Source organism: Haloferula chungangensis (assembly GCF_042664875.1).
Classification (GTDB): domain Bacteria; phylum Verrucomicrobiota; class Verrucomicrobiia; order Verrucomicrobiales; family Akkermansiaceae; genus Haloferula; species Haloferula chungangensis.
In genome coordinates this window covers 26,693-48,620 of record NZ_JBHTBS010000018.1, presented here as the reverse complement: position 1 = coordinate 48,620, position 21,928 = coordinate 26,693, and the positions used below count along the sequence as shown (strand labels likewise).

At 58.5% G+C, this 21,928-nt stretch carries 14 protein-coding genes; 6 read left to right on the top strand and 8 right to left on the bottom strand.

Annotated features, from left to right (window positions below; genetic code table 11):
* Positions 1-237 precede the first annotated feature (237 nt).
* From ACFQY0_RS20125 to ACFQY0_RS20110, 4 genes are all read left to right on the top strand, one after another.
* Positions 238-963: a hypothetical protein gene (locus ACFQY0_RS20125; RefSeq protein WP_379716474.1), complete on the top strand. Its 726-nt coding sequence runs from the start codon at positions 238-240 to the stop codon at positions 961-963.
* 13 nt (positions 964-976) lie between these two features.
* Positions 977-1,657: a hypothetical protein gene (locus tag ACFQY0_RS20120; protein WP_379716471.1), complete on the top strand. Its 681-nt coding sequence runs from the start codon at positions 977-979 to the stop codon at positions 1,655-1,657.
* Between the two features lie 55 nt (positions 1,658-1,712).
* Positions 1,713-2,546 carry a hypothetical protein gene (locus ACFQY0_RS20115; protein WP_379716468.1) on the top strand — a complete coding sequence of 278 codons (834 nt, stop codon included), beginning with the start codon at positions 1,713-1,715 and terminating at the stop codon, positions 2,544-2,546.
* Positions 2,547-3,193: 647 nt separating this feature from the next.
* A complete protein-coding gene (locus ACFQY0_RS20110) occupies positions 3,194-4,450 on the top strand; it encodes an outer membrane protein assembly factor BamB family protein (protein ID WP_379716465.1) in 1,257 nt (418 codons plus the stop codon).
* Positions 4,451-4,467: 17 nt separating this feature from the next.
* On the opposite strand, the gene glnD is transcribed toward ACFQY0_RS20110, so the two are convergent.
* Entirely contained in the window at positions 4,468-7,209 is a 2,742-nt protein-coding gene (glnD, locus tag ACFQY0_RS20105) for a [protein-PII] uridylyltransferase (RefSeq protein WP_379716463.1), read from the bottom strand.
* 135 nt (positions 7,210-7,344) lie between these two features.
* The gene (locus tag ACFQY0_RS20100) at positions 7,345-14,139 is read right to left on the bottom strand and encodes a hypothetical protein (protein WP_379716460.1); all 6,795 of its coding nucleotides are present in this window, start codon (positions 14,137-14,139) and stop codon (positions 7,345-7,347) included.
* Positions 14,140-14,279: 140 nt separating this feature from the next.
* On the opposite strand from ACFQY0_RS20100, the gene rsfS reads away from it, so the two are divergent.
* A complete protein-coding gene (gene rsfS, locus ACFQY0_RS20095) occupies positions 14,280-14,645 on the top strand; it encodes a ribosome silencing factor (RefSeq protein ID WP_379716457.1) in 366 nt (121 codons plus the stop codon).
* Between the two features lie 9 nt (positions 14,646-14,654).
* Complete coding sequence (locus ACFQY0_RS20090) at positions 14,655-15,899, top strand: competence/damage-inducible protein A (RefSeq protein ID WP_379716454.1); 1,245 nt, start codon at positions 14,655-14,657, stop codon at positions 15,897-15,899.
* A 139-nt stretch (positions 15,900-16,038) separates the two neighbouring features.
* Here the strand turns inward: ACFQY0_RS20090 and ACFQY0_RS20085 are convergent, their stop codons facing one another.
* Genes ACFQY0_RS20085 through glmM form a run of 6 tightly spaced genes read right to left on the bottom strand, consistent with a single transcriptional unit; the run spans position 16,039 to position 21,825 of the window.
* On the bottom strand, positions 16,039-16,401 hold the full coding sequence (locus ACFQY0_RS20085; RefSeq protein ID WP_379716452.1) for a DUF3127 domain-containing protein: 363 nt from the start codon (positions 16,399-16,401) through the stop codon (positions 16,039-16,041).
* An 18-nt stretch (positions 16,402-16,419) separates the two neighbouring features.
* Positions 16,420-16,881: a dihydrofolate reductase gene (locus ACFQY0_RS20080; RefSeq protein ID WP_379716449.1), complete on the bottom strand. Its 462-nt coding sequence runs from the start codon at positions 16,879-16,881 to the stop codon at positions 16,420-16,422.
* Positions 16,882-16,902: 21 nt separating this feature from the next.
* Entirely contained in the window at positions 16,903-17,712 is an 810-nt protein-coding gene (locus ACFQY0_RS20075) for a thymidylate synthase (protein ID WP_379716446.1), read from the bottom strand.
* Positions 17,713-17,754: 42 nt separating this feature from the next.
* Positions 17,755-19,596: a glutamine--fructose-6-phosphate transaminase (isomerizing) gene (gene glmS / locus ACFQY0_RS20070; RefSeq protein ID WP_379716443.1), complete on the bottom strand. Its 1,842-nt coding sequence runs from the start codon at positions 19,594-19,596 to the stop codon at positions 17,755-17,757.
* A gap of 45 nt (positions 19,597-19,641) precedes the next feature.
* Positions 19,642-20,457, bottom strand: a complete 816-nt coding sequence (locus ACFQY0_RS20065) for a hypothetical protein (protein WP_379716440.1) — start codon at positions 20,455-20,457, stop codon at positions 19,642-19,644.
* A 12-nt stretch (positions 20,458-20,469) separates the two neighbouring features.
* Positions 20,470-21,825: a phosphoglucosamine mutase gene (gene glmM, locus ACFQY0_RS20060; RefSeq protein ID WP_379716437.1), complete on the bottom strand. Its 1,356-nt coding sequence runs from the start codon at positions 21,823-21,825 to the stop codon at positions 20,470-20,472.
* Positions 21,826-21,928: the final 103 nt, after the last annotated feature.

Here is a 21,928-nt window from a genome sequence, read left to right as displayed (position 1 = left end):
GGAGCCACAAAGCTGCGTCGGGAATCCGCTGAGTAACGGTTGGTTTTTGGTCACACAGGATCTAACAGGACCAGCGGATTTCCGGCCACTCTTTATCCCGAGGTCCGGCTTAAAACAGTGCCATTCCACCCTGACCCCATTTCCCATACCGGCGAGAAATCCGGTTTTGTACCGTCGCCGACATAAGACAAAAATTGTCTTGCCAACTCCGGAGTTTTCGATAGGGGTCCTATAACCATGAGCAAGTCCAACTTCCTACCCCCCCCGGTTCGTTTAAGTCAAGCGTTTGATGAATCCGGCGGTGGCGGGATGAGCCGGAGGCTGTTTATTAAGCGGTCAGGTGGAGCGACGGTGGCATCAATTGCAGCATGGAATCTTACTGCCACGGCAGCGAGAGCTGACGAACCAGGATCAGGATCGAAAAAATATGGGATGATCTGTGTTTATCCTACATCTACACCCGGAGTCACCCTAAATCGATCACAGATTCCTATTCAACAAGCAGATGGTTCTGTTGTTAAAATGGAGCTCGCAATTGAAGCGCGCTCGTCAATCGTGAATGATCCGCCCGCCACGAATCCGTATAATTCCAAACCATTCTCAAGCTATGTGGGGCTTTGGGTTTACACTGATGGGGGCGCCACAGAGATCTACGACAAAAAATGGGAGCCCACTCATTCGGTGTCGTGCACAGAAGACCCTCCTGCTACTATCACGGCGCAGTCTCAAGATAAACCTCCAAGCACATTCGCTCACGTGGTTACTATTGGCAACGTTGAAGTAACAATCGAGACATCCCAAGAGGCTACCAAAAACTCAGGCAACTTATCCATGAAATCGGTCATCGAGCTTGTTTCGTATGATTACTGGAATGAATTTACCCAAGAGGTTGTAGTTGTTAACTATGGACAAGGAACAGCTAAGGCCGAGGTCAGTACAATATTTGCGCCGAAGGAAAAATAGAATTAAGTCTATCATGACAGCAACCCTGCTAAATTTCGGGCTCCTTCTGGCTGTAATAAATTTGAGCAACTGCCGGAAGGATCAGGAATCGCAAATTCGCGAAGATGAAGGAAGGCGCTTCAGAGAGGGTATCGCAGATCCGCCTGCTTCACGTCCAGAACCCATCTCTCGGGCTTCCGAGCAAGGGGCATCCAACGCTTCTAAACTAGGCGGCCCGGGAACGGGCTCTGTTCCCGACGCATTTCAAGTCCCCCCTGTTCAGCACAATACTTCTGATCATCCACCACCTCCCAAGTCGAAAGACGCGCTTAGAACCTTATTTAAATCCTTGCCACCCGGGAGAGGACGAACTGTTGCGGTTCACGGTATGCTGGGAGATGCTGCGGATAATATGGATGTTGAACAGCTCAAGCGCATTCATGAGGCGTTGCCATTTGGTGCAGACCGAGTTTATGCGGGGTCCCTATATGCAGAGTTCGCGGCAAAACGCGACGGAATAGTTCCTGCGCTGGAGGCAATCGCTTCGTTCGAAACCGAGGACGAAAGAATTGCATCCTTGATTATCCTTCTCCAAAGTGACCAGTTCCGGTTATCAGTCGACCGTCAGGCGGCCGTCGACAAAGCGAATACGATCAAAGCCACACTGGGATCCAATCATCAGTTGGCTGTTGAAGCCGTCTTAGGTGATCGTTAAATTATTATGATCCTCTAAAGTCTTAGGGCCGAATATGATTGTCACTTCATTACGGATGAAACATGTCTTAACGTTAGCAATCGGGTTCGTCGCACTCATCGCCTGTGGGCTGCTTCTTTCGGTCGAATCAAGCGAGCGAGGCGCAGCTATCGAGCAAAACATGGTTCCAAAGCGGGGTATCCTTCAAACTGACAGAGCTGATTCACGAGCCCGCCTACAGACAACGAGCAGAAAATTGGAAAAGCATGGTGAGGAATTCGATGAGGCCAAATTGTCCGTCGACACCGCCGTGCTGCGTCGCAAACTTTACCAATTCGGAGACTGGAATGACTTTTTGTCCGCCGCTAACGACGCCTCGGCGGATGAGCTGCGATCACTCCTCTCTAGCTTCCTACCCAGCGTGTGGATTTCGGACGACTTCTCTTCCGAAATCCAACTAAAGGAATCCATCCTGAGCGAATTTGGATACCTGAGCGATGACGGGCTTGTCTCCGAGCTTTACCGTGGTGCCGGGGAACGATTCATCTTGTTTGAGAATGACGAGACTGTCCCCAGGTTCTTCGACGAGAATCGGCGAGCCGTATTTACTAGTTCTGCTGCAAAACAAGATCCACGTTCATCTTTTGAGCGGATCGCCAAGGACGCTGAGGATTCCGCAAAAGAAGGCGTTTGCAAAATCATAGTTCGTGAATGGTTGGAACTTGATTCGATTGATGCGAGTGAGCACATTATAAATTTGGACTTAGGATTGGAGAGAGATTACTCAATCTTAGCTTTGCTGGAATGGGCTTCCAGACAGGAAGCGGGCGTGGAGGGAGTGCGCGAAGCATGGATCAGTGAGATTAGCGACCAGTCGATTCGCGAGACGGCATTGAATATTACCAGATGAGCTCTTCACGATGATAATCCGGGATGAACTGGCGACCTCCGCGCCATTGCTGAGCACCCGGGGCATTGGCGTCAACCTAAGGACGCAAGCAAAAAAAGGGGTCGAAAAAGGGGTCGGACAAGAATGGCGCTGTTTTAAGCGGCCTGTCGGGCCAGGAATCCTCAAGAAATCAAGGAATTCCGATCCGCTTGCCACTCTCAATCGCTACCACCGTAAGGATTATGTAGAATCAGGACAGGCTCGCTCCGGCGGACGGATCACACCAAAGCCACCGAGATCCGGCTTAAAACAGTGCCATTCGGGTCGGACAATAAATCTTGCAATGGTTGAGGTGTTGTCGGCGGTTTTGATAGGTGGGAAGCACTTCTGAATTTCACTTGGTGTCTGGGGTCGTGCGCTAGGTGGAGCGCCCGGCTAAGCTGCATTTCTCAGGAGAGAGAAATGCATCTGGTCGCAGGCTAGACCGATTCGCCGCTGAGACAGGAACAGGCACTTTTTCGCCTAAAAAAGACTGCCTCAGGGACAATCGAGGTTAGCCTCGAAAGAGTCTGCATAAGGTGGGTTCGAACTCACGGAAAGCGATCAAGTTCGGGCTGACGGGAACGAATCTTGAGAGATCGCCAGTTCTGGTTTAGTAGAATCGGATGATGAAACTCACTCCTCTGATTCTCCTGAGCACCGCGTGGACCCTGACCGCTGCCGAGTGGCCGGGTTGGCGTGGGGCGGAGCAGGATGGGTCGGTGGCTGGAGAGAAACCTCCGGCAAAGTTCTCGGCCGAAGAAAACCTGTTGTGGAAGGCTGCTCTTCCTGGTCGGGGCTGCTCGACGCCGATTGTGGTGGACGGAAAAATCATCCTGACCTCTGAAATTGAAGGGAAAGATGGGGTGATCGCCTACGACATGGAGGGCAAGGAGCTCTGGCGGAAGACCTTCGGGAAAATCATTCCCGGTCGTGGTCAGCGTGTCGGCAGCTCGGCGAATTCTTCTCCCGTCACCGATGGCGAGGCGGTCTATGTTTACTTCAAATCGGGTCAGCTCGCGGCGCTTGAACTGAGCGGTGATGTCCGCTGGGAGATGAATCTCTTCAAGAAATTCGGGGAGGACAAGCTGTGGTGGGATGTCGGCACGTCGCCGGTAATTGCGGGCGGCAATCTGGTCGTTGCGATGATGCAGACGGATGCTCCTTCCTACATCGTTTCGCTTGATCGGAAGACCGGGAATACCGTTTGGAAGAACGACCGCCATTATGAAACAGGGCCGGAGTCGGGCGATTCCTACACCACGCCTCTGGTCTACGATATTGATGGCAAAGAGACGCTCGTCTGCTGGGGTGGAGATCATCTAACAGGTCAGGATGTTGCGACCGGTGAGATCCTCTGGACGGTTGGTGGCTTCAATCCTGACAAGAAGAAGGGTTGGCGGGTGATTGCTTCAGCCGTGGCGTCGGGCGACGTCGCGCTGGTTCCTTACGCTCGCGGCGAGTACGTTGCGGGTGTCAAGATGGGAGGAAAAGGGGATACCACGGAGAAGGCTCATCTTTGGAAGCACAAGCTGGGCAGTGATTCGGCCACACCGGCAGCAGACGATGGGAAGTTCTACATTCTAACCGATCGCGGTCCGCAGCGGGGACTGGTGACGTGCATCGATGCCCCGAGCGGAAAGGTGCTCTGGAAAGACAAGCTGCCGAAGGCGGCCCAGACCTTTTACGCTTCGCCAATCATCGCGGGTGGCCTCCTGGTCTGTCCTCGTGAGGACGGCGTGGTTCTCACGGCAAAGATCGGCAAGGAAGGACTCGAAGAGATCAAGTCGAACGAATTGGGCGAAGGCGTGATTGCCTCGCCAGTAGTCGTCGATGGCCAACTTTTGCTGCGCGGCGATCGCTCGCTTTTCTGCTTCGCCAACTGATTGAGGGCAGCTCCTGATCAGGTGGCGGCGATGGTCTCCTGAAGCTTTTCATTCAGGCAGGCGAGCTGGAATCCATCGACCGCCTTGCCTCCTCCGGGAAGCGTTACGTAAAGGGTATCCATCGCGGCACCCTTCTCGGTGCAAATCCGCGCGTGAACGGTGTCGAGACCACACTGGTTGATCGCATGAAAGAGGTCGTGGAGAAGGCCGATGCGGTCGACTGCCTGAACCTCAATCGCCGTACATGTCGGATGCAGATCGTTCGAGATGTGGGCGCGCACGGGAAAGGCGATGCCTCCTTCGTCTCGTGGGCGCAGAAGATTGACCTTCGCTTTGAGATACTTGGAGGGGTCATACTCATCGGTTTCCCCGAGTTGGCGAAGCGTCTTGATGAATTGTTCGCGCATCTTCGGATCTGAAATTGGTTCGAAATCCGTGGTGCAGACGCGGAAGATGTCGACCACCACACCGTCGGTCCGCGTGTAGAAATCGGCGGAGAGAATGTTGATTCCCTGGGCGGCGATGGCACAGCAGACTTTCTCGAGGAAATGGGGACGGTCACGCGAGGCGATGGCCAGCTCGGTGTAGCCGCGATCGATGAAATCGGTCGCCTGACCGGCACACTCGAAGGCACCGTTGGCGACCTTCTCCTTTTCCAGGAACTGGCGTACGGTCTTGATGTGAATGGGCACGCTGGCGGAATTTCGGAAGCGGAAATAAGCGCCGGGCATCCGGGCGAAATGATCTTCGATGTCCTGTTCGTAGTCCTCGCCCAGAGTCGCGACGGACTTCTCCCTCAAGCTGCGTTTCTCCGCCTTGAGGGCTGCGGCGAATTTCTCACGACCTTCGGTGAGGAAGCGACGGGTCGAGGAGTGGAGCTGACGGAGGAGGGTTTCCTTCCAGCTCGTCCATGCGTCAGGTGAGGTGGCATTCGAATCGGCGTAAGTGAAAAGCATCAGCGCGTCCAGGCGGGCCGGCGTCTTCATGAGGTTGGCGAATTCTTCGACCACCTCGGTATCCTCGATGTTCTTGGTCGTCGCATAGCGCCAGAAGGTCAGGTGATGGTCGACGAGGAACATGATCATCCGGCGACGGCTGCCCGTGATCTGAAGTCGGTTGCAGAGACGCTGCGCGAGCATGGCGGAGCCGTCGATGTGTTCGCGAACGTTCTCGGAGCGGCCGCTGTCATGCAGGAGGATGGCGAGATAGAGCGCGTAGGGATCCTCGATCCGGTGGAGCAGGTCACGGAAAAGCTGCAGGCGTGGTTCGTCGGTGCCGACGAGGGCGTCGATGCCCTCGATGAATCGAAGCGTGTGCTCGTCGGCCGTGTAGCGGTGGAAAAACTCGTGCTGCACCAGGCAATCAAGGGCGCCGAACTCGGGAAGATAGCGTCCGAGGAATCCGACGCGGTGCATCTGGCGGAGCGTGCGTGCGACGTCGCCCTTGCGGCTGAGGATGGCTTGAAACGTTTCGCGGTTCGCCTTGTTGTAGCGAAATGGCCGATCGATGTTTTCCCAGTTTTCCTTCACCAGTTTCCTCATCGGAGGACTAAGCCTCAGGTTGCGGAGCTGGGTGTGCTGGAAGAGCCGCATCAGGCGATGCGGATCCTCGGCGAAGATCTCGGGGGTGCTGGGGTAGATCCTGCCATCGCGGGCGACGAATGAGTCAAATTCCTCGCGCTTCTTTCTACGGAAGGTAAGAAACGAACGGATCCCGGTTTCGGAGCGATCTTCATGTTCGATTTCAAAAATCTCCATCAGCGAAGTGGTGTGCTGATAGAGATTGCGGGTATGCTGGTAGTAGTCCCGCATGAAGAATTCGACCCGGCGGAGGATCGAACGTTGAGGATATTTGAACTTGGTTGCCACCACGCCCTGAAGCCGGAGGGTGAGCTGATCCGCGCCGCGTCCGGCCTGGTAGTGCAATTCGTTGCGCACGCGGTTGATGAAGTCGTAGGCTTCCTCGATCTCCTTATAGGCTTTGGCGCTCAGCAGCCGCTTCTCAACGAGTTTGCGCAGTTTGACCGAGCCGAGTTTGACGCGGGTGACCCACAGGATGTTGTGGTAATCGCGCATGCCCCCGCAGCTCTCTTTGACATTGGGTTCCTGGAGGAAAACGGTGTGCGAGTACTTTTCGTGGCGGCCTCTCAGGTCGTTTCGTCGGAGCTCGAGGAAGGCGGCCTGTCCCTTCAGGATCGCCTCCTTCTCAAAGCGCGTCTTGAAGTCTGAGAAGAGCGCGCGGTCGCCGGTGATGCGTCGCGCGTCCATCAGGGAGGTCTTGTTCTCCTGGTCGGCTTTGGCCTGCTGGACGCATTCGGTGATGGACCGGACGGCGTGGCCGACTTTGAAGCCGACGTCCCAAAGCAGGTAGAGCACCTCATGAACGACGGCTTCGAGTTCCTTTGAAAGTTTGTTCGATGCGCGCGGAACGAGGAAAAGAAGGTCGATGTCCGAGCCGGGATTGAGCGTGCCCCGGCCGTAGCCGCCAGTGGCGACGAGGGTCATGTTGGTGGTGCTCTTGCTTTTGTTGTTGGCGGTGGTGAAGACGGAGGTCAGGACGACGTCGAGCAGCTCGGCCCGATCGCGGGCGATTTCCAATCCACCGGCACCGGCACGGTGACGGAGCTTGATACGATGCTCCTCGATCTTGAGGAAGCGCTTGAAGAGTGCGATGCGCTCGGCGGGAGAGAGCTGGCCCTGGATCGCGGGTTTCAGGGCTTGTTTGGCGTGGGCCTGGAGCGTCTTGAGGTGGGCGGACATGAACTGCCTCAAGCTTGGATGGGGAGGGCGGGCTTGTGAAGTGTGGAATCCTGAGGCTCGGGGGGAGGTGGCGCGCTGGTCCAGTGATGGGTGGATCGGAGTTCAGTGTCGGCGACTGAAGTCGCCGCTCCTTGGCTAGCGCTCGATGATGAGGGTGCGGGAGCCTTTCTTGGGATGGTCGACGAAGATGGCGATGTCGCCGGAGGGTGGGGACTCGCCGTCGGTGAGGGTGAGGTAGTCGAACTTCCCTCGCAGATCGGTGTAGCCATCCTTGAGGAAGACGGGTTCGCCGTTTTGCTCGCGGTAGACTTTGACGTAGCAGGCGGAAAGCGGGGTGCGACTCTCGGCGTCGAAGACCTGGAGGGTGGTGTCGACTTTTCGGTGCTCCAGTTTGATGGCCTGGCTATCGAGGATCTGAAGGGCCTTGGTGGAACCGGCGTCGGCGGCGATGAGGACGTTGCCGCGACGGAACTCTTCGGGAAGTTCGAGGACCGTTTCGTTTCCTTCAAGGGCGACTTGTCGGATGAGGTTCGGACGGGTGCCGGGAAGGTCGTCGGTGTCGTAGAGGAAGGGGTTCTTCGAGAAGAGCATCTCGAGATCGACGTGATAAAGTTTCAGGTCGGCTTGATTGAGTCGCTGGTGGGTGAGGCGGAGTTTTCCATCGGGGTTGAGCGCGATTTCGAGGGTGGGCTCGGCTTTCTCGGTGATTGCCTTTTGCTCTACCTGCGGCTGGGCGAGTGCGCCGATTTCGTCGGCCTGGGCGAGCACGGCGTCGAAGCGCTCGCGCCACGGGCCGGGGGGGAGGTGCTGGTGCTTCGCGGCGATCTCGCGGGACTTGTTAGGTTCAGCGCGGTGGAAGTGGGTGAGGGCCTGGAGGTAGTCGTAGCTGAGCTTGGTGCTGAGCTTGTTAGATTCGACTTTCTCGAAGCGGGCAATCGCCTCTTCGATGCGATCCTGGAGGAAGAGGAACCAGCTCAGGTGAAGTTGATCTTCAGCGCTGAGTTCGGCTTTCCACGAGAGCTGGTCGAGGTAGCTTTCGTAGTGCTGACGGGCAGTTTCGAAGCTGAGTCGCGGATTGTCACCGAACGAATGAATGCGGGGATTGACGAGCGGATCGAATTCCAGCGACTGCCAATCGAGATGCTCGACGGGATCGATGGTGAGCAACGGGCTTTGCAGGGAAGCTCCGACTTCCAATCGGACCTGCGAGTTCTCGAGCCAGGTGCGAATGCTGGGAACATCGGCGTGAAGGAATCCATAGGCGTTGACGTCCTGAATGCTGTGGAGTCGCTCACGGAGGATGGCAGTGGCTTTGGCGAAGAAGACGCGGTCCTGAAGTCGCCAGCGGATCAGGTCGAGATTGGTCGAGTGGAGGTTGGCGCTCTGAAGATGGTCGAGGACTTCGTCGTCGCTGCCATCCCCGGCGATGCTGGTCCACGAGGCGCGGTCTTCTTCGATCGGATCGCTGAGCACGCGCAGGGTTTTGGCGGGTGCGGAGGCGAGGATGGTGTCGTTTTCCGCGACGTGCATTGGGTAGACGGCGAAGTCGCCGGGAGCGGGGAAATAGAACGCGAGCTCGAATGTTAGAACACCGTAGGGGGCGAGTTCGCGGGTCTCGGAAAGCGTCGGTGGCTTGGCGGCGATGGGGATCGCGCCGGCGGGGATCTGGGCGAGCACATCGATGCGGCGACCCGCACCGGAGGGATTGGTGACGACGAGCGAGGCGCCATAGGCGACGCCGGTCTGGAAGTCGCCGGTGATGGTGTTCTCGATCTTGCGGCCGGCGTCGATGCGGAAGCGGTCGTCGAGACGGTGGAAGGTCTGGCGCACAAGCAGCGGGGCATCGGGCGCGATTTTGTCGGTCTCGCGAGTGTCCTTGTAGAATAGGAGCATCGCATCGCGGGCTTTGACGGTGAGCGCAGAACCGTCGACTTTGACTTCCGGGCGTTCGGCTTTGAAGGGCAGATCGAGCATGGCGAGGCACATCAGGGCATCGCTCACGCTGTGGGTGCAGCTGTTGAAATGGGGTGAGATGAAGGGGCCGTTTCCGCCCCACTGGGCGAGGTCAAGCCAGAAGGGATTGAGCGGGATCAGGGACTCATTGGTGGAACCACTATGGCGGTAGTAGTTCGATGGGAGCCAGAGCCGGGTTTGGCCGCGCTTGGAGGACCATGAGGGGCGGGCGTAGAAGGGTTTGGCGACTGGGTTGGGGAGTTCTGGGGGTGATAGGAAATCAGCACCGTCGTTGATTGGGGGGAGAACTGTTGCGGGTGCTGCGAACGGGTCGATGAATGCGGCGGAGTCTTCTTCCTCGGTCCAATTATTGTCATGAACTGCCGAGATGATTGATTCGACCATGTCCAGATTGGTCGGAGTGTTTCGAATCATCAGCGTGTTATTACTCGCGTAAAATTGGGCGCTTGCATCGGGCGGGAACTTCACGCCATTTGCTTTCAGGGCCTCCACAAAGCTCATCCTTTTACCGCCAGTTCCCCCAATGATTCGCTCCATAAAGTCGGGAGGCACATTGAATGTCCGGGTAAATAGGTCTTCGCCGACTTCTGTGGCAGGTTTGATGGTCACGGCGAAATCGTCTGTCGACCAACGCATGCGAGTGGACTCGCAAATATAATCGAGGGCTTCAGCAAGGGGAACGTTGCGAAGTCGGAGCTGCTTGATTCGAGCAGCCCCGAAATCACCGCCATCGCCCCGAGGCTGACGGATCACGAAGTTGATGCCTTTGAAGTCAGGATTCATTTCCCATGTATCCAACTCGATGGATCGGATCCTGAGGAAATCGATGGCTTCTTGGATAGAGGTGTCTTCAAAATCAATGACCGGGATGATGATGTTTTTGAGTTTTTGAAGAATCAGGGTGGCTCCTGCAGATTGGGTGGTAGGTCCACCAAGGGGTGATGCGTTTCTCCGTGCCAAGCCGAGAGAATCTTCGGTAGCGAGGTCGGTGCCTCGGAGGGTTTGGCTGAAGAGTTTGGTCTGCTGCTCGGGGGTGGGAGATTCGAGTTCCCAGCGGTGTTGGAGTTCGGCGGCAATGCGTTTCTGGAACTCTGCCTGGGCCTCGTTGGCCGGGGCTTCGGGGCGGACTAAAGTCCGCGCTCCGATGGCGAGCAGTGCTTTCTCGGCGGCGTTGAGGCGGTTCCAGGCGAAGGGGCGGAGGTAGGGGGTGAGGTCGCGGCGGAGGAGGAAGTCGTCGATGAAGGTCGGTTCCAGTTTTTTCTCTAACAGGGCTTTGACGTGCTTCTCGAAGAAGGCGGGATCCTTGCGGGCGAGGAAGAGGTGGAACTCGTGGCTGGCGTGCTCGGACCAATGGGCAAGCTTGGCTTCTTCATCGATCTCGGGCCAGGAGAGAAGGAAGCTCATGGCGCGGAGCTTTTCATCGCCGAGGGCTCCATAGAGGAATTCGTGGGCTTCTGTCAGGGTGGTGAAGGCACGCCAGTCGGCGTCGAGGATGTTGGTGATGGAGGCTTCGGCTCCTTTCGCCAAGGCGGCGGCGCTGCGGGTGCCGATGTGGTGCTTTTCTGGATCAAGCGGATGCGAAAGACGGCGGTCGCGCAGCGGGATGGAGCTCTGCGGGAGGGCGAAGGCCTGGCGGTTGAGGGAGCCGCGGTCGGTGACGACGACTTGAATGATCTGACAGCCATCGAAGGTGGCGAGGGGCAGGCGAAGGACACCGTCGCCGTCGGGAGTGAGGTCGTAGTGGAGTTCGGAGCGGCGGGAGAGGTAGTCGAGGAAGTCGGGTGTGTTCGAGCCGGAGGAACCGCCGTGACCAGAGAAGGGATCGCTTTCACCGATACTTTGGCGCCTGGGCGAGGCTTTTCTTGAGGTCTTCCCGTCGGCGCCATCGAGAGGTGGGAGCACGGCAGAATCGATGTCTTCCTGGCTCCATCGCTGGGCGAGGATGCCGGGGCGTGGCAGCATGGAACCGGGGAAGGTTCTGGCGCCACGACGTTCGAGGATGTAGCGCATTTCGGAATCGAGACGTCGTTCGGTGAGGAAGGCGTTGGTTTCAAAGCCGGGTGTTAGAATCGGTGGCTTCGGCGACGGGAAGGGCGCGAGGGCTTGCCAGTGATTCCATGGGTGGATGTAGCGGGAGCCGACGACATGAATGCGGGTGGCCGGACTGGCATCGGTGGTCTCAATGAGGAGTTGGTCGTTCTCGGCTCTGATTTCGGTGACGACGGGATAAGCCGGCAACACGCGAGGTGCGATCCGGGTGGGCGAGATGAAGAGATCACCGGAAGCCGGAGTGCTTTCGATTTCGATACGGACTTCATTTTGCGGGGTGCGCAGACGGTAGCTGCCGGGTGTTAGATTGTTGAGAACGAGCTGTTTTCCTTCGGTGACGAGTTTGTCGGCGTGATCGACGCGGGGGCGCTGGCGGAGATCGAGTTCGACAAAGGAGAAGGTGCTGCGATCGAAGGGGGCGTCGAGCGGGAGGCGAATGACTTCATTGGCGGCGACGCGGATCTCGCTGCTCAGGCGCGTGCTGGGGCTGAGGTCGCTTCGATCGAGCGTGGCGAGGTCTCTGCCGTCGTAGGATGCGGCGACAAGACGCAGGTCTTCTAACAAGCCGAGCCGGATACGGCCTTGCTCGTCGGATCTGAGGCGGGTGTTGATTTCGGTGGAGCCGCTGAAGTCGTTGTGAAGGAAGGTGAAGTTGATCGCGCGGTTCGCCAGGGCTTCGCCATTTCGTCCGCGGACTTCGAGAACATAGCCTTGCGGTGTGCGGGTGAAGTTGGCGCTGGTGAAGTGTCCTTTAAGGAGAGAGTTGAAGCTGAAGCTCGACGAGGATTCGAGTTTTACAGGGTCGGAATTGTCGCGGGGGATGATGGTGCCGGCGAGCTTGAGGGTGAGCTCGAGGGTGTCGGCAGGGACTTGAAAGGGAACTTCAAAAGCCGGCGTGATTTCCAGGTCATCGGCAATAACGTGCTCGGTGGTGACGCCGCCGATGAGTTTGGCGGAAAGCGTGAGTGAGGCGTCCTCGATACGATCAAGGGGGATGGCGTGGCCGTGATTGGAGAGCTTGACCTGAAGGCGCGCGTGGGCACGGGAGTCGGCGAGTAGTTGCTCGCGGTCGAGGTGGATGCGAGTATCGAGTTTGAAGTCGTCCGAGCGCTCGTCAATTCTGAGGATCTGGGCGAGGGAATCACTGGAGAGGACGCCCTGGGTTGAGCGGGAGAACTCGGAATTCGGAACGCGGATGACTCCGGATTTGTCGGGTTTGAAGACGGTGCCGACCGGGCCGAGGGCGAAGCTGACCTTGGTGACGGGCCTGTTGTTTTCATCGAAGACGCGGATGCTCTGGCCATCGGCATCGCGCTGGACGTAGGGGGTGAGGCTTCCTTTGCGCAGCAGGGCGCGGCAAGCTTCACCATCGGCCACGAACTCGACGATCCATGCCCCGGGACCGCTGAGCTCGGGGAGATCGATGGACTCGCGATGGACGACGAGAGGGGCTTGCGTGAATGTGATCGAGCGGGAGTGATGGGGGACGAGTCCATCGAGATCAAAGTCCGGTCCGGGCTCGCGGCCCTGGCGTTCGAGGATGGAGGGAAGGTCGAGTTGATAGATGCGAATGAGGAGCTTGGGGGTGTTCTTGAGTTCCAGATCGAGACTGACATTTGAGTCGGAGTCGTAGCGATCAGGTTGGCCGGGCGCGAAGTCGACGCGGGTTTCCTCAAGGAGTTTGGCGAAGTCGCCGGGATCGAGCTTGCGGCCCCAGCGATTCGGATCGCCACCGGCTAACAGACGGGCCCGGGCGTGAAGTTTCTCCAGAGCCTGGACTTCGAGGTAGGGTCCGAAGGTCTCGCTGGTGTCGGATTTTCCGAGGAAATGGAGGAGGTAGTCCTCGACGAGTTCCTCATCCGATCCGATCGGGGCGCAGCCGGTGGCATCGGAGTAGTTCACCGAGAGCATCGGGTATTTCAGGTTCTCGCGGGCACGGTCGCGGAGGATCGGATGATGGTCGCGGGGGATGGAGATGTAAGCGATGAAGTCGTTGAGTGGGTAGTTGCCGAGTTCGCGCTGAAGGCGGAGGTGGTGGTAGAGGATGTGGGCGCGCAGGCTGACTTGTGAGGGCGGCAGGCTCAGGGCGAAGACGCGGCACTTGTCGAGGTAGGCGGCGTGGAGGGCGGGGTCGCGGAGGAATTCAGCCTCGCTGTGGCTGCGGAGTTTGGCGAGGTAGAGGGGGACAAACTTGAAATCGGATTTGAGTTTCGGATGGCTGACGACGAGCTCTTCGAGTTGGGCGAGGGTGAGTTGTTCGTGGAATGGGGTGTCTCCGAAGTTGATCGGGTTTTTCAACGCCAAGCCGCGGGAGACGAGGGCGGTGACGCCGGGGTAGTCGCTGCGTGAGGTTTCGGTCAGGACGTAGCGGACCTGCTCGTCGCTGAAGTTCTCGACATCGTCGAGGTCGCGGAGGAGTTGGTGGGGTTGGCGGGCGCGCCAGGGAGCATGCGGGTATTTCAGGGCGGCGGCATGGGAAAAGGCACCGTGGGTGATGAGTTGGGGATCGAGGACGCTTGGGAGTTTTTCGACCTCGCGGGCGTCGGGACGGCTGGCGTCGAACTTGAGATCGAAGCGTTCGATGAGGGCGGCGAGATTTTTCTGTGGGTCGGACTCGTAGCGCAGCAGGAGTTCCCGGGTGACGAGGGTTTCGTAGCCATCGAGGACCACCGGGCGGATCGACGAGTCATTCGCGGCCTTCCAATCGGCCATCGTCTTTGCGAAGTCCACGGTGCGTCCGCTGAGCTGCTGGTCGAGGGCGTGATAGAAGAACCAGTCACGGGTGCCGGGGATGAGTGATTCGAGTGCGCGATCGCGGCTGACGGGATCGGCGAAACGTTCCTTGAAATCCAAGTCGGCGGCGAACAACGGGAGGGCGACGAGCAAGGAGAGAAATGCCAGTTTCATGAATGATGGATAGGGAAATGGGGCGGGAAGGGGAAGACTGGAGCCTTTGGGGGTGTGGCATCGGGATTCGCCGCTTTTTGGGGTAGCCAAGAGCCCTTGGGCGGGTAGGATGCGCAGCCCCGCTAACGGGGAATTTCGAAATGGCAGCAAAAGGCAAGGAACTGGCCATCGCATGTGCGAAGGCAGCGGCGGAGATTCAAGCGGAGGACATCCGTGTGTGGGATTTGCGCGGACTATCGTCACTGACCGACTACATGGTCGTGTGCTCAGGCTCCTCGATGCCCCACTTGCGCGCGATTTTGCGGGATGTGCGGGTCCACGTTGACGAATGGACGGACTCCAAACCGGTGAATACCGAAGGCAAAACCGATACTCGCTGGGTGGTGCTCGACTACATCGATGTGATGGTTCACGTGATGCATTCCGAAATGCGCGAATACTACGGATTGGAGAGTCTGTGGGGCGATGCAAAGGAAGTGACGTGGAGCGAGGACTCCGCGGAATGAAATCTTGCCGTGAGAATCGAAGTTCTCAACACGGGCAGCGAACTGCTGCTGGGCACGACGATGAACACCCATGGCGGGTGGTTCGGTCAGGAGCTTTTCAAACTGGGCCTGCGAGTTCAGCGCCAGACGACGGTGCCGGATGGCGACGCGATCCGCGAGGCGCTCGCAGAATGCGTGGGTCGAGCGGATGTGGTGCTGGTGACCGGAGGTCTGGGCCCGACGAGTGATGATATTACGCGGGAGGCGACAGCCGCCGTGCTTGGTGCCGAGCTAATTGAGGACGAGGCGGCCATGCGTTCGCTTGAGGCATATTTTGCGCTCAGGGGATACGAGATGTCTCCCGACAATCGGAAGCAGGCTCAGGTGCCCGTGGGTGCGGATGTGCTGCCGAATCCCAATGGCACGGCTCCGGGGATCTACGTGCCGCCGCGATTGAATGGCGCGGCAAACTGCGCGGTGTTTCTTTTGCCGGGGCCTCCTCGTGAGCTCTATCCCATGTTTCATGCAGAAGTTATGCCCCGCCTGAAGGCCTTGTCAGGAGGGGAAACGGCGGAAGAGGTGCTGGAGCTGAAATTTGCCGGCTTGGGAGAAAGCGCCATTCACCATGGGGTGGATGCGCTGCTGGCGGAGATTCCAAACCTCGAAGTGGGATACTGCGCGCGGACATCCGAGGTCGATGTGAGACTGATCGGCAATGCGGAAGCGATTGCAAAGGGCCGTGAGATCGTGCTCGCCGCATTTGGTGACCGCTGCTTTTCAGAGGATGGGAGTTCGCTGGAAGAGGTCGTTGTTGGATGCTTTAGCGAAAGAGGGTTGAAGCTGGCGATCGCGGAAAGCTGCACCGGTGGTCTGATCGCCAGCCGGGTCACCGATGTGCCGGGATCAAGCACGGTGCTGACCTATGGCTTCGTGAGCTATGCGAACGAGGCAAAGCGGGACCTGTTAGGCGTCTCGTGGGATGATCTTCAGCGCGTAGGGGCCGTCAGCGAAACCGTCGCGAAGCAGATGGCGGAAGGTGCCCTGAAAGCCTCCGGTGCCGATGTGGCCGTGTCCGTGACGGGAATCGCCGGCCCGGGCGGTGGCACCGAGGAAAAGCCGGTAGGGACGGTTTTTCTGGCTTTGGCCATCAAAGGTGGCGTGACCCAGGTGCGGCGTGAGCGGTATGTTAGAGACCGGCTTGCCTTCAAGCTGACCGTAAGCCAAACCGCGCTTGAGATGGTCCTCCGGGCGGGGGAAAGATTGCGCCGCGGTTGAGCGCATCGTTCAGGTTTTCAGCCCTCTTTTGAGCTAGAGAAGGCTGAGGAGCCCGGGTGTTGAAATCTGAGCTGGTAGTAGACTCCCTCGAGATCAAGGGGCTCATCTCGCCCCTTTTGATCTGAAAAAGGAAGGTTGATCAGAACGGGATGTCGTCGCCGTCGTCGGGTTCGTTGTCGAACTGCTCGTCGAGGGATGAGCTGGCCGCTGGGGCGTCTTGGCTGGAGCCACCTTCGGCCTTACTGAGTTTCCAGGCGACGAGGTTGACGTAGAAGCGCTCCTTGAATTCGTTGCCGCGGATGTCGAAGGTGACGGTGATCTCGTCGCCGATGGCGAGGCCGTCGAGGATCGCGGTCTTGTCCTTCACGCACTCGAACTTGATCATCTGCGGGTAGTTTCCGTCCTTCACTTCCATGACGAATTCACGCTTGGTGAAGCCGCTGGCAAAGGTTTGGAGATCCATGAGGTGCTTGAGGGTGCCGGTGAGTTCGAAGTTGGCCATGATGTCTTGTCGGTGTTGTTAGTTTGAGAGGTAGCGGCGGACCTCGAAGGCTTCGTAGGTTTCGAGGACCTCGGCCGGACCGAAGAGATGCTCGAATTCCGGGAAGCGGGTGTCGCCGGGATAACTTTGGAAAACGTAGGAAACGAGGATCTCGTCGAGCCGGGGGAGAAAGGCCTGATAGATCTCGGCACCTCCAATGATGAAGACTTCGCCATCGATGCCGAGTTCGCCAAGGGCTGAAGGGCTGTGAATGACATCGACGCCATCAGCCGACCATGAAGTGTCGCGGGTGATGACGATGTTACGGCGCTTCGGTAACGGGCGCCCGATGGATTCGTAGGTTTTCCGCCCCATGAGGATCGGGTGGCCGATGGTGGTGCGTTTGAAGTAGGCGAGGTCCTCGGGAAGATGCCATGGCAGGCAGCCATCCCGCCCGATGATTCGGTCGGGTGTCATGGCGACGACGGCGGTAAGCTTCATGAGGGAAAAGTGGTCGAGCTGTTAGACTGAGACCGATGCCTTGATGTGGGGCAGGGGATCGTAGTCCTGGAGTTCGAAGTGATCGATGGTGAAGGCGTCGAGTTCGGTGATCGAGGGATCAATCCTCATGGTCGGCAGCGAGCGGGGGCTGCGGCTCAGTTGCTCTTTGGCCTGCTCGATGTGGTTGTTGTAAAGGTGGAGATCGCCGAAGGTATGGACGAATTCGCGGGCTTCGTAGCCACAAACCTGCGCGAGCATCTGGGTGAGCAGGGCGTAGGAAGCCACATTGAAAGGAACTCCGAGGAAGATGTCGGCCGAGCGTTGGTAGAGCTGGCAGGAAAGCCCCGGCTTCTCGGAATCCGGTTCGTGAACAAAGAACTGAAACAGGCAGTGGCAAGGCGGAAGCGCCATGCGGGAAATCTCGCCAGGATTCCACGCGACGACGAGGTGCCGACGGGAATGCGGGTCCCCCTTGAGACCGTGGAGAAGTTCGGCAATCTGATCGATGTGACGGCCGTCGGGTGTCGGAAACGAACGCCACTGGCGGCCGTAGACCGGTCCGAGATCACCATTTTGATCCGCCCATTCGTCCCAGATTCGAACACCGTTCTCCTTGAGGTAGGCGATGTTGGTGTCGCCTTTCAGAAACCACAGAAGTTCGTGAATGATCGAACGAAGGTGGAGTTTCTTGGTCGTGAGACAGGGAAATCCCTCTCGCAGATCGTATCGGACCTGTCGGCCGAAGACCGCACGGGTGCCGGTCCCGGTGCGGTCGGCGCGTTCTTCGCCGGTCTCGAGGACGTCGCGGAGTAAATCGAGATACTGGCGCATGAGGGAATGGTGACTTGTTGGCGGGATCGGCCAAGCGAGTAATTACTCGACGGTGACCGATTTTGCCAGGTTGCGTGGCTGGTCAATCTCGCAGCCGCGGGCGCGGGCGATGTGGTAGGAGAGCAGCTGGAGGGCGACGGCCGTCGGAATGGTCGCGACGAGCGGATGACAGGCCGGAACTTCGATGAAATCGTCCATGAACTCGGCAGCTTCCTTGTCGCCTTCGGTGATCACTCCGAGGATCCGGGCACCACGGGCGCGGCACTCCTCGACGTTGCCGAGCGTCTTGTCCTTGCCGGCGATGTCGTTGGCCAGGGCAATGACCGGGGTCCCTTTCTGAAGCAGGGCGATCGGGCCGTGCTTGAGCTCGGCGGCATGGTAGCCCTCGGCATGGATGTAGGAGATCTCCTTGAGCTTGAGTGCTCCTTCCAGGGCGACGGGATAGAGGTAGCCGCGTCCGATGAAGAAGGCGTGCTCGTGTTCGGCGTAGCGAGCGGCGATCTTTTCGATCTTATCGCTTTGCTGAATGGTCCGTTCGACGAGTTCGGGAATGCGTTCGATTTCCCGCGCAAGCTTGAGGCCTTCTTCGCGAGAGAAGCGGCGTCCGCGTCCGAGCTTGAGCGCCATCATCAGCATCACCGCGACCTGGCAGGTGAAGGCCTTGGTCGATGCGACGGAAATTTCAGGACCGGCGTGGAGGTAGATGCCGCGGCCGGTTTCGCGGGCGATGGTCGAGCCGACGACGTTGCAGAGGCCCATGACGAAGGCACCTTTCTGGTTGGCTTCGCGGACCGCCGCGAGGGTGTCGGCCGTTTCACCGGACTGGGAAATGGCGACGACCAGGTCGGAGCGGCTGATGATCGGATTGCGATAGCGGAACTCGGCGGCCTGTTGGACTTCGGCATGAATATCGGCGAGGTCCTCAAAGGCGTACTCACCGACGAGTCCAGCGTGAAGTGAGGTGCCACAACCGAGGAACACGACGCGCTGAATTTCCGAAAGATCGCGAGCCGAGGTGCCCATGCCGGAGAGGACCGAAGTGCCGAGATTGAAATCGAGACGGCCGCGAATGGCGTTGGCGAGCGATTCAGGCTGCTCGTGGATTTCCTTGAGCATGAAGTGCTCGTAGCCACCCTTTTCGGCGGCATCGGAATCAAAGCCAAGTTCCGCCACTTCGCGGGTGACGGGGACCTGATCGAGGTCGCGGATTTCGACGTCGTTCGCGGTGACGATGGCGATGTCGTTATCCTCAAGGTAGATTACCTGGCGGGTGTGGGAAATGATCGCCGAGGCATCGGATGCGACGATGGTTTCGCCATCTCCCACACCGATGACGATCGGGCTGCCGCGCCGCGCCGTGATGATCTTTCCGGGCTCGTTTGCCGAAATCACCGCGATGCCGAAGGTGCCTTCGACCTGATGGAGCGCATCGCAAACTGCCTGGAAGAGATTGCCTTTGTCGTTCTCGCCGATGAGATGGGAGAGGACCTCCGTGTCGGTCTCCGAGTGGAAGGTGTGACCCTTGCTTTCCAGACGAGCGCGGAGGGCGCGGTAGTTTTCGATGATCCCGTTATGCACCAGGGCGATGCCGCCGGATTGATCGAGATGGGGGTGCGCGTTGACTTCCGTGGGCGGGCCGTGGGTCGCCCAGCGGGTGTGGGCGATTCCGGTCGACGAGGTTTTGAAGCGCTCGGTTGGCCAATCGGCACGCGCCCTTTCCTGAAGGGATGCCACCTTGCCGGGAGATTTCGCGACGACGATCTTGTCGTCCTCGATAATGGCGAGGCCGGCGGAGTCATAGCCGCGATATTCGAGCCGCTTGAGACCGTTGATGAGGATGGAGGGGGCGGGTGATTTACCGATGTATCCGACGATGCCACACATGTGATTGAGAAATTGGAAATTTGAGATTGGGAATTCGAGAGAAGGTCAGGGCTCGCGGAGATCATGCTGGACGATCTCGCCAGGCCGTGTGGAGGTGTTGGGAAAGAGTTTCCGTCCCGGGTAGATTGAGGTGTTGATGCCGGTGTGGACCCCATTGCCAATGATGGCTCCGAGCTTCCGGCGGCCGGTGTCGACCAGTTCACCCTCGACCATGCTGCGGTGGTTCTTTCCGTCGTGCCTCAGGTTCGAGGTCATGGTGCCGGCGCCGAGATTGACGTGATTTCCAAGCACCGAGTCACCGACATAGGAAAGGTGACCGACATTGGTGTTAGAGCAGATGATCGAGTTCTTGATCTCGACGGATTGGCCGATGTGGCAGTGGTTGCCAATCGACGTGTTGCCACGGAGGTAGCAGTTCGGACCGATCTTGCAGTTCTCTCCGATGACGACGTTTCCTTCGATGTAGACGCCTGGAAGGATGCGGGTTCCCTGCCCAATATGCGCGAAGCCATCGATGACGGCGTGGGGGTGGACTTCACCCATGACATGATTGACGGTTAGAGCTCCGACATGGAGTTCGTTTGCCTTCAGCATGTCCCACGAGTGGATGATGAGAAAGGACTCCTTGGCGAGCAGCGTGCTGTCCGTTGATGGGGAATCGCCGAACCAGGCAAGCGGCGTTTGGCTGTGATCCAGGAGGGTCGAGAGACCGTTGGTGGTGAGCGCCGTGATATCCGATTCGCTCAGCCAGGCATGAGGGTGAAACTGCAGCCCCGACATGGCCAATCGAGCGTGATGTTCCTTCAGGCTGATGTTGCCGATCGGGAAAACCTCGATTTGGTGATCTTGAAAGAGGGGCATGAATGAGTGTTGTTAGGCCGGAACGCCGATCTCCTCTTTGACACAGGCGGCAAATTTTTCGATCCACAGGTCGACGGTGGCGGCGTCGCGATGTTCGACGAGGATGCGAATCTTGTTCTCGGTGCCGGAGTAGCGAATCAATTGACGTCCTGAGTCTCCGAAAGATTCGTCCGCCTCTGCGATGAGTTTCTGAAGGCCTGCAAGATCGTCAAGCGGGGGCTTTGAGTTGACTCTGAGGTTGAGGAGTTGCTGGGGGAACTCGTCCATGCAGGCGGCGAGTTCGGCGAGGCTGGCACCTCTGCGTTTCATCATGCCAAGCACCTGCAGGGCGGAAAGGATGCCGTCGCCCGTAGTCGCATGATCGGCGAAGATGAGGTGGCCGGAGTTCTCGCCACCGAAGGAGAATCCGTGATTCCGGAGGGCTTCGAGGACGTGGCGGTCGCCGACCTGGGTGGTGATGACCTCGATGCCTTCGCGGCGCATGGCTTCGTGGAGGCCGAGGTTGCTCATCACGGTGGCGGCAATGGTATTCCCGGTGAGGCGATCCTGATCTTTCAGCGCCAGGGCACAGAGCGCGATGACCCGGTCGCCCGAAACTGCCGTGCCCGTGGCATCGGTGAAAATCACGCGATCGGCATCACCGTCAAAGGAAACACCGAGGTCCGCCTGATGGCTGCGCACCAGTTCGCCGGCTTTCTCGGGATGGAGAGCTCCGCAGCCGGCGTTGATGTTGATGCCGTTGGGCTCGCAACCGGTGGTGATGACCGTGGCACCGAGTTCTTCGAATATTGGCGGAGCAATCGACCAGGCGGCGCCGTGTCCGCAATCGATGACGATTTTCAGCCCGTGGAGTGAGATGTTGTCGGCGGTTTGTTTTGCATACTCGATGTAGCGGCCGCTGGCATCTTCGATGATCTGGACCTTGCCGATGCGCTCCGGAACCGTCGCTGCAGCCTCGGGCTTTTCACCGAGGATGTGGCTTTCGATGAGCGCTTCAAGTTCGTCGGAAAGTTTGTGGCCGCCGGGACCGAAAATTTTCAAGCCATTGTCCTCAAAAGGGTTGTGGGAGGCGGTCAGCATGATGCCGGCCGCGCAACCCATCGACTTGGTGAGGTGGGCGATGGCAGGGGTCGGCAAGGCACCGGGGAGGAGCACGTCGATGCCCATCGAGACGAGCCCGGATGTTAGAGCGGATTCCAGCATGGTGCCGGAAATCCGGGTGTCTTTTCCGATGACCACCCGATTCCGCGCGGGATCGCCGGATCGGAGGATCTCAGCCACGGCTTTGCCTGCTCGAAGCGCGACTTCGGGGGTGATGGGGTATTCGTTGGCTCGGCCGCGAATGCCGTCAGTTCCGAAGAGTTTCATGAATGGAGAAGAGTCGGCAGGGGCGCCTTGGGATTGCGGGCAAAGTTTGTTCAGAAAAAAATGAACTATCAAGAGGGAATCAGGTTTGCGGGGATCAGCCGGG

Coding starts and splice junctions, on each gene's coding strand:
- ACFQY0_RS20125 (WP_379716474.1), top strand. CDS start 238: ATGAGCAAGTCCAACTTCCTACCCCCCCCGGTTCGTTTAAGTCAAGCG.
- ACFQY0_RS20120 (WP_379716471.1), top strand. CDS start 977: ATGACAGCAACCCTGCTAAATTTCGGGCTCCTTCTGGCTGTAATAAAT.
- ACFQY0_RS20115 (WP_379716468.1), top strand. CDS start 1,713: ATGAAACATGTCTTAACGTTAGCAATCGGGTTCGTCGCACTCATCGCC.
- ACFQY0_RS20110 (WP_379716465.1), top strand. CDS start 3,194: ATGAAACTCACTCCTCTGATTCTCCTGAGCACCGCGTGGACCCTGACC.
- glnD (WP_379716463.1), bottom strand. CDS start 7,209: ATGTCCGCCCACCTCAAGACGCTCCAGGCCCACGCCAAACAAGCCCTG.
- ACFQY0_RS20100 (WP_379716460.1), bottom strand. CDS start 14,139: ATGAAACTGGCATTTCTCTCCTTGCTCGTCGCCCTCCCGTTGTTCGCC.
- rsfS (WP_379716457.1), top strand. CDS start 14,280: ATGGCAGCAAAAGGCAAGGAACTGGCCATCGCATGTGCGAAGGCAGCG.
- ACFQY0_RS20085 (WP_379716452.1), bottom strand. CDS start 16,401: ATGGCCAACTTCGAACTCACCGGCACCCTCAAGCACCTCATGGATCTC.
- ACFQY0_RS20080 (WP_379716449.1), bottom strand. CDS start 16,881: ATGAAGCTTACCGCCGTCGTCGCCATGACACCCGACCGAATCATCGGG.
- ACFQY0_RS20075 (WP_379716446.1), bottom strand. CDS start 17,712: ATGCGCCAGTATCTCGATTTACTCCGCGACGTCCTCGAGACCGGCGAA.
- glmS (WP_379716443.1), bottom strand. CDS start 19,596: ATGTGTGGCATCGTCGGATACATCGGTAAATCACCCGCCCCCTCCATC.
- ACFQY0_RS20065 (WP_379716440.1), bottom strand. CDS start 20,457: ATGCCCCTCTTTCAAGATCACCAAATCGAGGTTTTCCCGATCGGCAAC.
- glmM (WP_379716437.1), bottom strand. CDS start 21,825: ATGAAACTCTTCGGAACTGACGGCATTCGCGGCCGAGCCAACGAATAC.